The 13,348-nt window shown below is 72.6% G+C and carries 13 protein-coding genes; 8 read left to right on the forward strand and 5 right to left on the reverse strand.

Going from position 1 to position 13,348, the window contains the following annotated elements; all coding sequences use genetic code 11:
- Positions 1-106 precede the first annotated feature (106 nt).
- The 5 genes from AB0J67_RS14590 to AB0J67_RS14610 all read left to right on the forward strand — a co-directional run bounded on the left by AB0J67_RS14590 (position 107) and on the right by AB0J67_RS14610 (position 5,446).
- Positions 107-655, forward strand: coding sequence for a TRAP transporter small permease subunit (locus AB0J67_RS14590; RefSeq protein WP_363481593.1), 549 nt, complete (start codon positions 107-109; stop codon positions 653-655).
- Positions 656-657: 2 nt separating this feature from the next.
- Positions 658-1,932 carry a TRAP transporter large permease gene (locus AB0J67_RS14595; RefSeq protein ID WP_363481596.1) on the forward strand — a complete coding sequence of 425 codons (1,275 nt, stop codon included), beginning with the start codon at positions 658-660 and terminating at the stop codon, positions 1,930-1,932.
- A 79-nt stretch (positions 1,933-2,011) separates the two neighbouring features.
- Positions 2,012-3,046: a TRAP transporter substrate-binding protein DctP gene (gene dctP, locus AB0J67_RS14600; RefSeq protein WP_363481599.1), complete on the forward strand. Its 1,035-nt coding sequence runs from the start codon at positions 2,012-2,014 to the stop codon at positions 3,044-3,046.
- Between the two features lie 157 nt (positions 3,047-3,203).
- The gene (locus tag AB0J67_RS14605) at positions 3,204-4,079 is read left to right on the forward strand and encodes a shikimate dehydrogenase (RefSeq protein ID WP_363481602.1); all 876 of its coding nucleotides are present in this window, start codon (positions 3,204-3,206) and stop codon (positions 4,077-4,079) included.
- A gap of 20 nt (positions 4,080-4,099) precedes the next feature.
- Complete coding sequence (locus tag AB0J67_RS14610) at positions 4,100-5,446, forward strand: sodium:proton antiporter (RefSeq protein WP_363481605.1); 1,347 nt, start codon at positions 4,100-4,102, stop codon at positions 5,444-5,446.
- A 133-nt stretch (positions 5,447-5,579) separates the two neighbouring features.
- On the opposite strand, the gene AB0J67_RS14615 is transcribed toward AB0J67_RS14610, so the two are convergent.
- Positions 5,580-6,449, reverse strand: a complete 870-nt coding sequence (locus AB0J67_RS14615; protein WP_363481608.1) for an alpha/beta hydrolase — start codon at positions 6,447-6,449, stop codon at positions 5,580-5,582.
- Between the two features lie 257 nt (positions 6,450-6,706).
- On the opposite strand from AB0J67_RS14615, the gene AB0J67_RS14620 reads away from it, so the two are divergent.
- Positions 6,707-8,239 (forward strand): phosphodiester glycosidase family protein, encoded by a 1,533-nt coding sequence (locus AB0J67_RS14620; RefSeq protein WP_363481612.1) that lies wholly within the window; start codon positions 6,707-6,709, stop codon positions 8,237-8,239.
- A gap of 38 nt (positions 8,240-8,277) precedes the next feature.
- Here AB0J67_RS14620 and AB0J67_RS14625 read toward each other — a convergent pair whose 3' ends face one another.
- Together AB0J67_RS14625 and AB0J67_RS14630 are read right to left on the reverse strand one after the other, a co-directional pair.
- A complete protein-coding gene (locus AB0J67_RS14625; RefSeq protein ID WP_363481614.1) occupies positions 8,278-8,931 on the reverse strand; it encodes a response regulator transcription factor in 654 nt (217 codons plus the stop codon).
- Entirely contained in the window at positions 8,928-10,163 is a 1,236-nt protein-coding gene (locus tag AB0J67_RS14630) for a sensor histidine kinase (protein WP_363481617.1), read from the reverse strand. Before AB0J67_RS14630 ends, AB0J67_RS14625 begins: the two co-directional genes overlap by 4 nt.
- 147 nt (positions 10,164-10,310) lie before the next feature.
- Between AB0J67_RS14630 and AB0J67_RS14635 the strand changes: the two genes are divergently transcribed.
- Together AB0J67_RS14635 and AB0J67_RS14640 are read left to right on the forward strand one after the other, a co-directional pair.
- Positions 10,311-11,147 (forward strand): PhzF family phenazine biosynthesis isomerase, encoded by an 837-nt coding sequence (locus tag AB0J67_RS14635; protein ID WP_363481620.1) that lies wholly within the window; start codon positions 10,311-10,313, stop codon positions 11,145-11,147.
- A gap of 75 nt (positions 11,148-11,222) precedes the next feature.
- Positions 11,223-11,687, forward strand: coding sequence for a hypothetical protein (locus tag AB0J67_RS14640; RefSeq protein WP_363481623.1), 465 nt, complete (start codon positions 11,223-11,225; stop codon positions 11,685-11,687).
- A 152-nt stretch (positions 11,688-11,839) separates the two neighbouring features.
- Here AB0J67_RS14640 and AB0J67_RS14645 read toward each other — a convergent pair whose 3' ends face one another.
- Together AB0J67_RS14645 and AB0J67_RS14650 are read right to left on the reverse strand one after the other, a co-directional pair.
- Entirely contained in the window at positions 11,840-12,124 is a 285-nt protein-coding gene (locus AB0J67_RS14645; protein ID WP_363481626.1) for a DUF3027 domain-containing protein, read from the reverse strand.
- Positions 12,125-12,213: 89 nt separating this feature from the next.
- On the reverse strand, positions 12,214-13,203 hold the full coding sequence (locus AB0J67_RS14650) for an acetylxylan esterase (RefSeq protein ID WP_363481629.1): 990 nt from the start codon (positions 13,201-13,203) through the stop codon (positions 12,214-12,216).
- Between the last annotated feature and the right edge of the window lie 145 nt (positions 13,204-13,348).

Below are 13,348 nucleotides of genomic sequence, written 5' to 3' on the forward strand. Positions count from 1 at the left end.
CTCCCGAACCGAAAGCGAGGCTCGTCTTGCTCGGTAGCTCGCAACACGACCGCCGGTTCCGCGCCGGCGTCCGGGCGCCGCTGCGCCACCCCGGCGGTGCGCGATGGTGACCGCGCCGCAACCGCCGCACCCGGCCGACCCGGCGCCGGCCGAGGCCCCGGCTGAGCCCCGGCTCCTGCGCATCTGGGCGTCGGCCGAACTCGCCGTCGCGTCCTTCTTCCTCGTCGTCATCTTCGGCGCCGTGCTCTGGCAGGTGATCAGCCGGTACGTGCCCAGCCTGAACTGGCCGGGCGTGGGCGAGCTGGCCAACTACTCGCTGATCGTGCTGACCTTCATCATGGTCGGCTACCTCATCGGCAAGAACGGCCACATCACGATCCAGGTCATCGACTACCTCGTGCGCGGCCGCGCGTTCACGGTCGTGCGGGCCGTGTCCGCGCTGTGCGTGGCGGCGATCTGCGCCCTGCTCGTCTGGGAGGCGTACGCGCTGATGCTGGCCTACCCGTACCGGCGCACCGCGGCCCTGGAGATCCCCGTCTGGCTGCTCTATCTGGTGCCGCTGGTCGGCTTCGCCTCGGGGACCGTCCGCGCGCTGGTGAACATCCTCACCGCCGCCCGGCCGGAGTCCAGGTTCGACGCGGCGGAGGCGAAGTAGCCGTGGAACTGTGGATGCTCGCCGCCCTGGTGGCGTTCCTGCTGCTCATCCGGGTGCCGGTCGGCCTGGCGTTCATCGGGCCCAGCCTGCTCTACGCGATCGCCGACGGCCGCTCGGCCGGGTTCTCGCTCAAGACCGCGTTCGACGGCCTGAACAGCTTCCCGCTGCTGGCGGTCCCGCTGTTCATCCTCGTCGGGGTGCTGGCCAACCGCCTGGGCATCGCCGACCGGCTGTACGACTTCTGCCTGGCCGCGCTGGGGCGGGTGCGGGGCAACCTCGCCTACGTCAACGTCGGCTCCGCCGTCGGCTTCTCCTGGATGAGCGGATCGGCGCTGGCCGACGTGGCCGGGCTGGGCAAGATGCAGATCCCGCAGATGGTCCGGGCGGGCTACCCGTACGGCTTCGCGGCCGGTCTCACGGCATCGTCGTCGCTGATCAGCCCGGTGATGCCGCCCAGCATCCCGGCTGTCATCTACGCCGCGACGGCGACCGTGTCGACCGGCGCGCTGTTCGCCGCCTCGGTCATCCCGGCGCTGCTGATGGCGCTGGGCCTGTGCATCTACATCTTCCTCTGGACCAAGCGCCGGCCGGACCTCACCACCGTGCCGTTCGACGGGCGGCGGCTGCGCCAGGCCGCGATCGCCGTCATCGGGCCGCTGCTGACCCCGGTGATCCTGCTCGGCGGCATCCTGTCCGGCCTGTTCACGCCGACCGAGGCGGCCTCGGTCGCGGTGGCTTACATGCTGATCCTCGGGGTCTTCTACCGCACGGCGAGGCTGCAGGTGCTGTGGCGCTCGCTGAAGGAGACGGCCGCCATCACCGGCGGCATCATGCTGATCCTCGGCGCGGCCGCGCTGCTCGGCCTGATCCTGACCCGCGCGCACGTCTCCCGCGACGTCGCCGCGTTCCTGACCGGCGTGTCGGACAACCCGTTCGTGTTCCTGATCCTGGTCAACATCCTGCTGCTGATCCTCGGCTGCCTGATCGACGCCACCGCCATCATCCTGGTCACCGTGCCGGTGCTGCTGCCCATCGCGCTGGACTTCGGCATCGATCCGGTCTACTTCGGCGTTGTCATGATCATCAACCTGATGATCGGCCTGCTGACCCCGCCGGTGGGCAGCGTCCTCTACATCACCAGCTCGGTCACGGGCCAGCCCGTCGACGTCGTCTTCCGGGGAATCGCGCCGTTCCTCATCCCGCTCGGCACCGTGCTCGTCATCGTCACGGCGTTCCCCGACATGGTCCTGTGGCTGCCCCGCCTGCTCGGCTTCTGACGTCCACCTTCTTCGCACCCCCACGCGCGCACGCCGGACGCCCGTCCGCCGCCGCCTCCGATGGAAGGAGAGGAACACCATGCAACACCGGTCATCCACGCGACGCCGGGTTCTCACGGCGCTGGCCATATCCACCTCACTCACCCTGCTCGCCGCCTGCGCCCCCGGTGGCGACACCCCGCCGGCCGCGGGGGAGAACCCGAAGCTGACGCTGCAGATCGGCAGCTCCCAGCCCGAGACCCAGCCGAACTACCGCTGCGGCATGAAGCTGCTCAAGGAGCGCGTCGAGGCCAAGGGTCTCAACCTCACCCTCGACCTGTTCCCGAACAGCCAGCTCGGCCCCGACGCCGAGCGCTTCTCCGGCGTGCAGGCCGGCGACATCGACATCGACCTGCAGGGCGGGTCGGCGATGTCCACCGCCTTCCCGAAGATCGGCGTGCTCGACGCGGCCTACGCGTTCAACGACATCGACCACTACTTCAAGTGGATCGACCAGCACGGCGCCGCGTTCTTCAAGGACTTCAACGGCGCGACCGGCACCACGATCGTCGACGCCTGGTACTTCGGCATGCGCACGTACACCGCGACCGCGCCCATCCGCAAGCCGGAGGACCTCGCCAATCTCAAGATCCGCTTCCCGAACACGCCCCAGTTCCTCGCCAACGCCAAGGCGATGGGGGCCAACGCGGTCGCCATCGCCGTCGAGGAGCTCTACCTGGCCCTGCAGCAGGGCGTCGCGCAGGGGCAGGAGAACCCGGTCGTCGCCACCCACGCGCAGAAGTTCGACGAGATCCTCAAGGTCGCCAGCCTGACCAACCACCAGGTCGGCTCGCACTACGTCGTCGTGTCGGACCGCACGCTCGCCAAGATGAGCCAGGCGCAGAAGGACGCGCTCTTCGCCGAGATCCACAACATCCGGGCCGAGAACCGCAAGTGCGTCGACGACGAGACGGAGAAGGTCCTCGCCGAGTGGCGCAAGGACGCCGGCCGCACCGTGGTCGAGATCGACCAGGTCGACCGCGCGGCGTTCATCAAGAAGGCCGAGGAGTTCTTCAAGACCTACTACAAGGGCGCCGAACTCACGCTCTACGAGAGCATCCGGGCGTCGGCCTAGCGCCGGCGCGCCCGCCGTGGGGCCGGTGGCAGGCCGGTCCCACGGCACCTGCGGGCAGCGCATCACCGCGTCCGGTCCGACGTCGCGCCCCGTGGCCACCCTCTCTCACGCCGCCGCCCGCGCACCGCGGGCGCGTACGCCCCCGGAAGGACCCACGATGACCCGGTCTGAGCGCCACCACGTCCTGCTCGGGCTCGTCGGCGACGGCATCGGCCGGTCGCTGGCGCCGCTGCTGCACCAACGTGAGGCCGACCGCCAGGGCATCCGCCTGCTGTACACCATCATCGACGCCCAGGTGCGGTCACTGCGTGCGCAGGACCTGCCCGACCTGCTGCGCTGGGCGGGGCTGCTCGGCTACCGCGGCCTCAACGTGACCTATCCGTTCAAGCAGGAGGTGATCCGGCACCTCGATGAGCTATCCGCCGAGGCCAGCGCCGTCGGCGCGGTCAACACGGTCGTGTTCGAGGACGGCCGGACGCGCGGATACAACACCGACTGGTCCGGGTTCCGGCGCGGCTTCGAGCGGGACTTCGCGGCCGCGCCCCGTGACGCGGTGGTCCAGCTGGGCGCGGGCGGAGCCGGCTCCGCCGTCGCCCACGCCATGCTCGCGCTCGGCACCGGCCACCTCACGGTCGTCGACCCGGACACCGACCGGGCGCGGCAGCTGGCCGGCGTGCTCGGCGCGCAGTTCGGCGCGGACCGGATCTCGACGGGCGACGTCGCCGACCTGGGCCCGATCCTCGCCGGCGCCCAAGGCGTGATCAACGCGACGCCGATCGGCATGGCGCACCATCCGGGCTCACCCGTGCCCGAGGCATACCTGCGCAGCGACCTGTGGGTCGCGGACATCGTGTACCGCCCGACGGACACGGCACTGCTGCGTGCCGCCAGGGCTGCCGGCGCACGTACCCTGCACGGCGGCGGCATGAACACCTTCCAGGCGGTCGCGGCCTTCGAGCACTTCACCGGGCTGCCCGCCGACGTCGACGCGATGGCGGCCGACTCCGCCGAGCTGCTCCTGCGCGACGTCTGAGTCGAACGGACGAACCCACGATGCCCACCGCCGCCGAATCCCTGGGCGCGCAGCTGCCGCTGCTGGCCGCCGCGCCCTTCGCCGGGCTGCTGGCCGCCGTGTCCGTGCTCGAGATGGTCGCCCGGCGCTGGTGGGAGAGCCTGGCCAACAAGGCCGCCGTCGCCGTCACCGCGGCCGTGCTGGCGACCGCCCAGCTCCTGATGAGCCTCGGCGCGGCGGGGGCGGGCGCGCTGGCGCACTCCATGGCCGACTACGTGTCCTTCATCGTCCTGCTGGCCACGCTGTTCGTCATCGCCGGCGGGATCGAGGTCAAGGGCTCGCTGTCCGGCACCCCGCTGGCCAACATGACGATGCTGGCCGTGGGCGCCGTGCTGGCCAACCTCATCGGCACGACCGGCGCCGCCATGGTCCTCATCCGGCCGTACCTGCGCGCCAACGCCCGCAGACGGCACCAGGCCCACCTCGTGGTGTTCTTCATCCTGGTGGTCGCCAACGCGGGCGGGCTGCTGACCCCACTGGGCGACCCCCCGCTCTACCTCGGCTTCCTCAAGGGCGTGCCCTTCGCGTGGACGCTCGGGCTGTGGCTGCCCTGGCTGTTCGTCAACGGCGTCACGCTGGTGGTCTTCAACTGGGTGGACCAGTTCGTGCTCAACCGCGAGGAGCGCGGCAGGCCGGACGATGGTCTGCTCGACGAGCTGCTGCAGCACGAACGGTTGCGGGTCCACGGCGGGCGCAACCTCCTGCTGCTGGCCGCGGTGATCGCCGTGATCGTGGCCAGGGGCGCCGGTGCCGGCGGCGGGCCCTGGCCGTTCGGCGTGCAGGAGGCCGCACTGGGCGCGCTCGCACTCGTGTCCTACCTGGTCACCCCCCGCGCCGTGCACCACGGCAACCATTTCAGCCTGCGCCCGATGGCCGCTGTCGCGATCGTGTTCTTCGGGATCTTCGCGGTCATGACCGGCCCGCTGCTCATGCTCAACGCCCACGCCCCGGACCTGGGCGTCACCGCGACGTGGCAGTTCTTCTGGGTCAGCGGAGGAGTGTCGTCGGTGCTGGACAACGCACCCACCTACCTGGCCATGACCGCGGTCGCGGCCGGGCAGTCCGGCGTCTCCGCGGACGGCCCCCAGTACCTGGCGGCGCTGCTGGCCACGCCGGCCGGGCCCGCGCAGCTGGCAGCCATCTCCTGCGGCGCGGTGTTCATGGGCTGCCTGACCTACCTCGGCAACGGTCCGAACCTCATGGTCAAGGAGATTGCCGAGCACCGCGGCGTCACCATGCCGAACTTCCTGGCGTACGCGGCGGCCGCGACGGCGATCATGATCCCGGTGTTCCTGGCCACCACGTGGATCTTCTTCACCCCGGCATGAGCGGCGCCCGGTGGCGGCGGCGGACAGACCGATGTTCCTCGCGGTCAACGGGCCCGACCTCGACCTGCCCGGCAGACGCGAGCCCGGCTGCTCACGGCACGGCCGGACGTCGCCGGGGTGGTCGGCATCGCACTCAGCGCCGGTCGAGCACGATCGCGGCGAGCGCGGTCAGGGTGGGCGTGCCGGGTTCGAGATAGCCGTCGTGGCCGTCGACACCGTCCACGGGCAGGGCGCGGGCGCCGAATGCCGGGTCGGCGGGGTGCCGCCCGTGGCCGAGGCCGAGCACGCGTACGCCGGGGACGCGGCGGATCCAGTCGCCGGCTGCCTGGCCGGCCCAGACCTGGGCGGTGGTGCCCAGCTCGGCGGCCGAATCCACGCCCATGCCGGGGCTGCCGATCGCGACCAGGTCGGTGACCTGCGTGGGCAGCCCGGCTGCGGCCAGGCCCAGCACCACTGAGCCGTAACTGTGCCCGATGAGGGCCACCGTCGCGGCCGGACGCTCGGCGGTCAGCCGCCGGACGAACCCGTCCAGCGCCGCCGCGCCCGCCATGGCCCGGTCCGCGGTCGCGACCGCCAGGCCCCAGCCGTCCGGCGGGTCGTAGCCGAGCCAGGCCACCACCGCCACCCGCGCGTCCGGGTCCTGGCGGAGCAGCTCGGCGTGCAGGTTGCGGGCCTGCACGGCCGGCGCGCGCCGGGCGACGCCGCCCAGGCCCCGGTCGAAGTCGGCCAGCGTGGTGCCGACGCCCGGCACCAGCACCACGATCCGGTCGGCGGTGGCCAGGTCGCCGAGCACCTCGGCGGCGAAGCCGTCCCCGGCCCGGTCGAACAGCAGGAACCGGCGTCCGGCCGCGGCCCAGCCGGCGTACGGCTGCCCGGCGGCCTCCATCGCCGCGCGGGCGGCCGCGAAACCGCTCGGCGACGGCAGCGGCGGGTCGGCGGGCGGGGCGAACAGTCCCAGCGCGACCGCGCCGGCCACGCCCATCTGTATCACTCGGGTACGCATGGCCGACACCGTGCGGCGGCGGCTGCCGTGCCCGCGTCACTCCGCGGAGCCGATCCCGGGTGCTACCCGCGTACCCCCATGGCGGTGTCCCTCCACGACGGTATGACGACGGCCGCCGTGCGGGTCGACGCGGCCGAGGCAGCCGATCGATGAAGGTATCTTTCCTCAACGGAACATCACTGGTTGAATAGTTTCACTCGGCGGCACCGAAGATCACCGATGGGTGGCCGCCACCCCCGTCCTCACCGGGAGCCGCCATGCGCCGACCAGCTGTTGCCCTCCTGCTCTCCACACTGATCGCCCTCACCGGCTCCGGCGTTCCGGCCGCCCCGGCCGGGGCCGCCGCCGTCACATCCGAGTTCGGCACACTCGCCACGACCGTGCTCGCCCCCGGGCTGACGCTGACCAGCACCTCGACCAGCGGTCCCAACCGGGTCAACATCCTGACCGCCGACCTCACCGAGCCGACGCTCAAGCCCCGGTATCTCAACCCCGGCACCGTCGGCGCGACCGCGGCCCTGACCACCCAGGCCAACCGGGTCGGGGCGATCGCCGCCGTCAACGGCGACTTCTTCGACATCGGGGAGACGGGTGCCCCCTGCGGCATCGGCCTCGACAACGGCACGCTCGTCAACGGCCCCGCCTCGGGCTGGAACAACGTGGCGGCCGTGTACGCCGGCCGTGGCGGTCTGGCCCAGATCTTCCTCGACGCCACGATCACCCTTCCCGGCGGGACCAGGCTCACCGCCACCAACCTCAACTCACCGAACATCGCGGCGAACGGCATCGGCGTGTACAACCCGCTGTGGGGTGACGAGCCCCGCAGCCAGGTGCTCGACGGCGCCACCCGCGCCCGCGAGATCGAGATCACCGCAGGGAAGGTGAGCAAGGTCAGCACGACCCCGGGTGGCAAGGTCGCCAACGGGACCGTCGTCGTGCTCGGCGTGAACGCCGGCGCCGACGCGCTGGCCGGCCTCGCGGTCGGCAACGCGGTCACGGTGGGCTACGCGCCGCGCGGCGGCACCGGGGCGCAGGTCGCGATCGGCGGCAACCTGGTGCTGGTCAAGGACGGCGTGGCCACCACCGTCGCGCACCCGAAGAACCCCCGGACCGCGGTCGGGTTCTCCGCCGACGGCCTGACGATGTGGCTGGTCGTCGTCGACGGCCGCACCACCGCCAGCGTCGGCATGACCTACGTCGAGCTGGCCGCCTACATGAAGTCGCTCGGCGCCGACGATGCGATCAACCTCGACGGCGGCGGCTCCAGCACCCTGGTGGCGCGTATGCCCGGCGCCACGTCCGTGTCCGTGCGCAACGCCCCCTCCGACGGCGCGCAGCGGGCGGTGCCCAACGGCATCGGGTTCGTCTCCACCGCGCAGGCGTGGAGCACGACCGTGGACAACACGACGGCGGGCCGGTTCACGGCGAGCGCCGCGTGGGGCACGTCCGGCTACTCCGCCGAGCGGTTCGGCGCCGACTACCGGTTCGCCGACCCGGTCCTGGCCGGCGACGCCGCCTGGTACAAGGTGAACATCCCGCAGACCGCCGACTACGAGGTGTCCGTCTGGTATCCGGCGAACGCCGGCTACAACGACTCGACGCCGTACATCGTGGCCACCACGAGCGGCAACCAGACCGTGCGGGTCAACCAGCGGGCCAACGGGGGCCGCTGGGTGTCGCTCGGCGTGTTCCACCTGGCCGCGGGCGATGCCAACGTCGTCGGGGTCAGCCGGTGGACCACCGGCACCGGCTACGTCATCGCCGACGCGGTCCGGATCACCCGCGCCTGAGCCGGCGGCGGGTGGCGGCGCCGCAGCACGCCGCGCCGCTACTCGCCCGCCGCGACCAGGCCCGACTCGTACGCCAGCACCACCGCCTGGGCCCGGTCACGCAGCCCGCACTTGGTCAGCACCCGGCTGACGTGCGTCTTGACCGTCTGCTCGGCCAGCACCAGCCCGGCCGCGATCTCCTGGTTGGACAGCCCGCGTGCGATCATCCGCAGCACCTCGGTCTCCCGGGCGGTCAGCGAGGCCAGCGACACCGGCCGGGGCCGGTCCGGGCGGGGCCGCGCGGCGAACTCGGCGATCAGCCGCCGCGTCACCGACGGCGCCAGCAGCGCCTCGCCGCCTGCCACCACCCGCACCGCGTGCACCAGGTCGGCCGCGGGCGCGTCCTTGAGCAGGAACCCGCTGGCCCCGGCGCGCAGCGCCTCGTAGACGTAATCGTCGAGGTCGAACGTGGTCAGGATGATCACCTTGGGGCGCTCGCCGCCGGCCAGCCGCCGCGTCGCCTCCAGCCCGTCCATCACCGGCATCCGCACGTCCATCAGCACCACGTCCGGGCCGAGGCGGCGCGCCTCGGCCACCGCCTCGGCGCCGTTCGCGGCGTCGCCGACCACCACCAGATCCGGCTGGGCCGACAGCAGCGCGCCGAACCCCTGGCGCACCATGGCCTGGTCGTCGGCGATCAGCACCTTGATCAAGAGACTCCTTCGTGGGGCAGCCGGGCCGTCACCGCGAACCCGCCGTCGCCCGTCGGCAGCGCGGACAGCTCGCCGCCCAGGATAAGAACCCGCTCCCGCATCCCGACCAGGCCATGCCCGCCCCGCGCCGGCCGCTCGGGCGTGCCCACCGGCGGGCCGTTGCCCACCCGCACCGATAGCGCGCCCGGCTCGCCCCGCACCGACACCTGCACTCGCGCGCCCGGCGCGTAGCGGGCCGCGTTGGCCAGCGCCTCCTGCACGATCCGGTACGCCGTCAGCGCCACCGCCTCGCCGACCGCTCCCTCCGGCACGTCCGCGGCGAGCGTGACGTGCACCCCGGCCGCCCGCGCGTCCTCGACGAGCTGGGCGAGCTCGCCCAAGCCCGGCTGCGGCGCGGTCAGCGCCCGGTCGCCGGACTGGCGCAGCACGGTCAGCAGCCGGCGCATGTCGTCCAGCGCGGACCGCGCCGACCCGGCGATCTCGGTGAACTCCTCCCGCGCGGACGCGGGCAGGTCGCCGAGCCGGTACGGGGCCGTCTCGGCGCGCACCGCGATCATCGACATCGAGTGCGCGACCACGTCGTGCAGCTCGCGGGCGATCCGGGTGCGCTCCTCCAGCACCGCCCGGCGGGCCTGCTCCAGCTCGCTGCGCTCGGCCTGCACCGCCAGCTCCTGCTGGCTGCGCCTGCGGCGGCGCACCTGGTCGCCGACCAGCAGGATCGCGGTGAACAGCACCGTCACGCCCCACCCGTTGGCGCGGTGGGGCACGTACATCCACACCGGCAGCAGGCCGAGCAGGAAGCACCAGGCGGCCACGCCGGGATCGGCGCGCACCGCGACCAGGAACAGCACCACCAGGAACGCGAGGATCTGCACCGGGTTCCACGGCCACGACTCGGTGCCCGTGAACCCGGCCGTGCCGATGAACAGGGCCAGCCAGCCCAGCCGCCACGCCCACAGCGGCCGGTACGGCGCCAGAGCCGCCGGCGCCGTACCGGCCACTGCCAGTACCAGCGTAGAGCTGCCCGACAGGGAGCGGTTGTCCGCCAGGTACTCGCCGGCCGCCGCCGACAGCCCGGCCAGCGCCAGCAGCAGCAGCGGCACGGCGAACGACCGCACGCGCGCCCACCGGCGCCACGGCGGGCCGGCCGGCGGGAAGTCCGGCCCGAACGCCAGCCGCCGCAGGTCGGCGAGCACCTGTCCGCCCCGCGGCCGCCTCACCTCGCTCTCCACCCGGCGAACCCTAGCCGCGGGCGGCCACGGCTGTCGTCGTACCCGGGAGCCATCCAGCCCTGATACCGGGGTACGGGTGGACCCGGGGAGCCACCGGTCGCGAATTGGCCGTGGGGGACTGCCCTGCCCCGCGGCTACGGTCGGGCCATGGAGATCTTGCGGTACGCGGCGTTCAGCACCGACCCGGCCGGCGGCAACCCGGCCGGCGTGGTCCTCGACGCCGCCGGGCTCGACAGCGCCACGATGCTGGGCATCGCCGCCGACGTCGGCTACTCGGAGACCGCGTTCCTCACCCCGCGCGGCGGCGGCCGGTTCGACGTGCGCTACTTCAGCCCGCTGGCGGAGGTGCCGTTCTGCGGCCACGCGACGATCGCCGCCGCCGTCGCGTACGCCGAGCGCCACGGCACCGGACCGCTGACCTTCGAGACCCGGGCCGGGACCGTCGACGTGCGCACGGGGCAGGACGCGGCCGGGACCGTGACGGCGACGCTGACCAGCGTGACACCGCGGACCGCGCCGCTCGCCGACGAGGACCTCGCCGCGCTGCTGAAAGCGATGCGGTGGTCGGCTGACGACCTCGACCCGGCGCTGCCGCCCCGCGTGGCGTACGCGGGCGTGTGGCATCCGGTGATCGCGGCCGCGAGCCGGCGGCGGCTGGCCGAGCTGGACTACGACTTCGACGCGCTGGGCGAGCTGATGGCCCGGCACGGCTGGACGACCGTCGACCTGGTGTGGCGGGAGTCGGCCGAGGTGTTCCACGCCCGCAACCCGTTCCCGCCGGGCGGCGTCGTCGAGGACCCCGCGACCGGTGCGGCGGCCGCCGCGTTCGGCGGCTACCTGCGCGAGCTCGGCCTGGTCGCACCACCGGCCACGATCGCCGTGCACCAGGGCGCCGACATGGGCCGACCCAGCCTGCTCACGGTCGGCATCGCCGCAGCCGCCGACACCGGGATCTCGGTGTCCGGCACCGGGGTCGCACTCTAGACAGGCCACAGCGCGAACGGGCAACTTCGGCCGGCAGGCGGCTGCCGTGGCTGTGGGCGCTGGCAAGCTGTGGCCGTGACAGGACAAGAGGCGCGGCACCATGCGCATGTCGACCTGACCAACGGCCATCTCGTCGTGACCAGCTATGACCAGGTAGAACCCGGCTTGTGCATCATCGGTGAGCACGCGGCCGCGTTGCCCGAAGGAGCTGACCATGCGACGGTCGGCCGGGCTGTCCGGGAGGCGCTCTCGCTGTCACTGCCGAATGCGGAGCGGGTCGCCTACTTCGCGCTGAAGCCCCGCATGGAGCGACTGCAGAAGCTTGCCGGGGTGAAGTCGAACCGCGCGTACTTGAAGGGTGCGAAAAGCGTGTTGCTGGCCTGTGCGGACAACTGCAGCACGTTGACGCTGACTCCTACCAAGAACAGGGCCGGAAGTTTCGAACAGTGCGACCAGCCGACCACCGTCCTCCTGGCCGACCTGAGCGACGATGCCCTCGGGCAGGTGGTCAGGTCTGTGTTGGCGCGCTGCATTCAGTAACGGTCGCCGAGCGGTCGACACCGTGGGTCTGTGGATCGCGGCCGGTGCTGTCGGCCTGCACGTCGAGAACGGCCGACGCCAGTGCCATCAGTTCCACCCCGAGCGTGCGTGGCATGGAAGCGGTCGCCCGCGCAAGCCGCGGTGACGTCGCGTCATCCGAACGAGCCGTCTTCGCGTTCGGTGAACTCGGCGCAGCCGTCGTGCTCGAAGCGGACCCGCCCGTCGAAGGCGGAGCGGGCGTGGGTGCAGGCTCCGTAGTCCTGGCCGATCGTGCCTTGCAGCGCGATCCAGTAGCGGCAGCCGCCGCACTGTTCGTCGTGCCAGGCGTCCGCGTAGCCGTCCTGGCCGGTCCTGCGGTTGTGCCGGCCGGTCCACCGCGCGTGACACGCGTCGTTGTGGCGTTCGTCGTCGCCGGTCCACGGTCCGTGGTCGATCACCGAGCCATGATCGGTCACGGCGTGGGCGGACACCAGCGCTATTCGTCCTGCCGAGCTGTGGCACCAGCCGGCTTTCCTCATCACCGCGGTCAGCCGAGCAGCTCGGTCAGCCAGCGCAGCTGGCGGCGTACGTGCAGGGCCTCGCCGTGCTCGTGGCCGTTGAACGGGTAGGCGTGGATGGTGGTCGGCGGGCGCTCGGACCGGCCGTTGGCGGCCCCGTACTGGTTGTACGCGGCGTACACCGTGCTCGGCGGGCACACCGTGTCGCGCAGCCCGGCGCCGAAGTGCGCGGGCGCGACGGCGCGGCGCGCGAAGGCGACCCCGTCCACGTAGGACAGCGTGTGCCGGACGGTGTCCTCGGCCTCCCGGTGCACCGCCAGGTAACCGGCGATCTCCCCGTACGGCGGCGCGTCGGTGATCTCGACGGCGCGCTGCAGGTGGCACAGGAACGGCGCGGTGGGCAGCACCGCGGCCAGGTCCGGATCGAGCCCCGCGACGGCGAGCGCGAGCCCGCCGCCCTGGCTGTTGCCGACGGCGGCGACCCGGCCCGGATCGGTGCCCGGCAGCGCGCGGACGGCCGCGACGGCGCGTACCGCGTCGGTGATCAGGCGGCGGTAGTAGTAGTCGTGCGGGCTGCGGATGCCGCGGACCGCAGGTCCGGGACCGCCCGGCGCGGTGTGCGGGTCGAGGGTGTCGCCGCCGTTGCCGTACTGGTCGCCCTGCCCCCGGGTGTCCATGAGCAGGTGGGCGTAGCCCGCGGTGGGCCAGGTGAGACGCTCGTGGGGCAGGCCGCGCCCCCGGCCGTAGCCCGCGTACTCCACGACGGCGGGCAGCGGGTCGGCGACCCCGGCGGGGCGGGTGTACCAGGCGCGGACCGGGTCGCCGTCGAAGCCGGTGAAGGTGACGTCCCAGGAGTCGAGCAGCCGCAGGTCGGTGGGGTGCGGCCGGACGTCGACGAGGACCGGGTGCTTGCCGGCCCGGTCGAGGGTGTCCTGCCAGAAGGTGTCGAAGTCGCCCGGCTCGGCGACGGCGGGCGTGTAGCGCTCGAGCGCGTCGATCGGCAGATCGAAGTGGGGCATCGGTCTCCTCGGGCCGTCGAGAACACGCCGAAAGTTTCGGGCCGAACTGTAACACCAAGGGAGCCGTTTTGGAACGTTCGGTTCCCGTGGGGAAATGACCACCGTCCATCTGGTTCGGAGTCGATAGACGCAGTCCTGTTGCAAT

The organism is Catellatospora sp. NPDC049609 (assembly GCF_040675365.1).
In the GTDB taxonomy this organism is placed as follows: Bacteria; Actinomycetota; Actinomycetes; order Mycobacteriales; family Micromonosporaceae; genus Catellatospora.

Excerpts from the sequence above, each read along its gene's own strand:
- AB0J67_RS14605 (WP_363481602.1), top strand. The coding sequence starts at position 3,204 with ATGACCCGGTCTGAGCGCCACCACGTCCTGCTCGGGCTCGTCGGCGAC.
- AB0J67_RS14635 (WP_363481620.1), top strand. The coding sequence starts at position 10,311 with ATGGAGATCTTGCGGTACGCGGCGTTCAGCACCGACCCGGCCGGCGGC.
- AB0J67_RS14650 (WP_363481629.1), bottom strand. The coding sequence starts at position 13,203 with ATGCCCCACTTCGATCTGCCGATCGACGCGCTCGAGCGCTACACGCCC.
- AB0J67_RS14610 (WP_363481605.1), top strand. The coding sequence starts at position 4,100 with ATGCCCACCGCCGCCGAATCCCTGGGCGCGCAGCTGCCGCTGCTGGCC.
- AB0J67_RS14620 (WP_363481612.1), top strand. The coding sequence starts at position 6,707 with ATGCGCCGACCAGCTGTTGCCCTCCTGCTCTCCACACTGATCGCCCTC.
- AB0J67_RS14615 (WP_363481608.1), bottom strand. The coding sequence starts at position 6,449 with ATGCGTACCCGAGTGATACAGATGGGCGTGGCCGGCGCGGTCGCGCTG.
- dctP (WP_363481599.1), top strand. The coding sequence starts at position 2,012 with ATGCAACACCGGTCATCCACGCGACGCCGGGTTCTCACGGCGCTGGCC.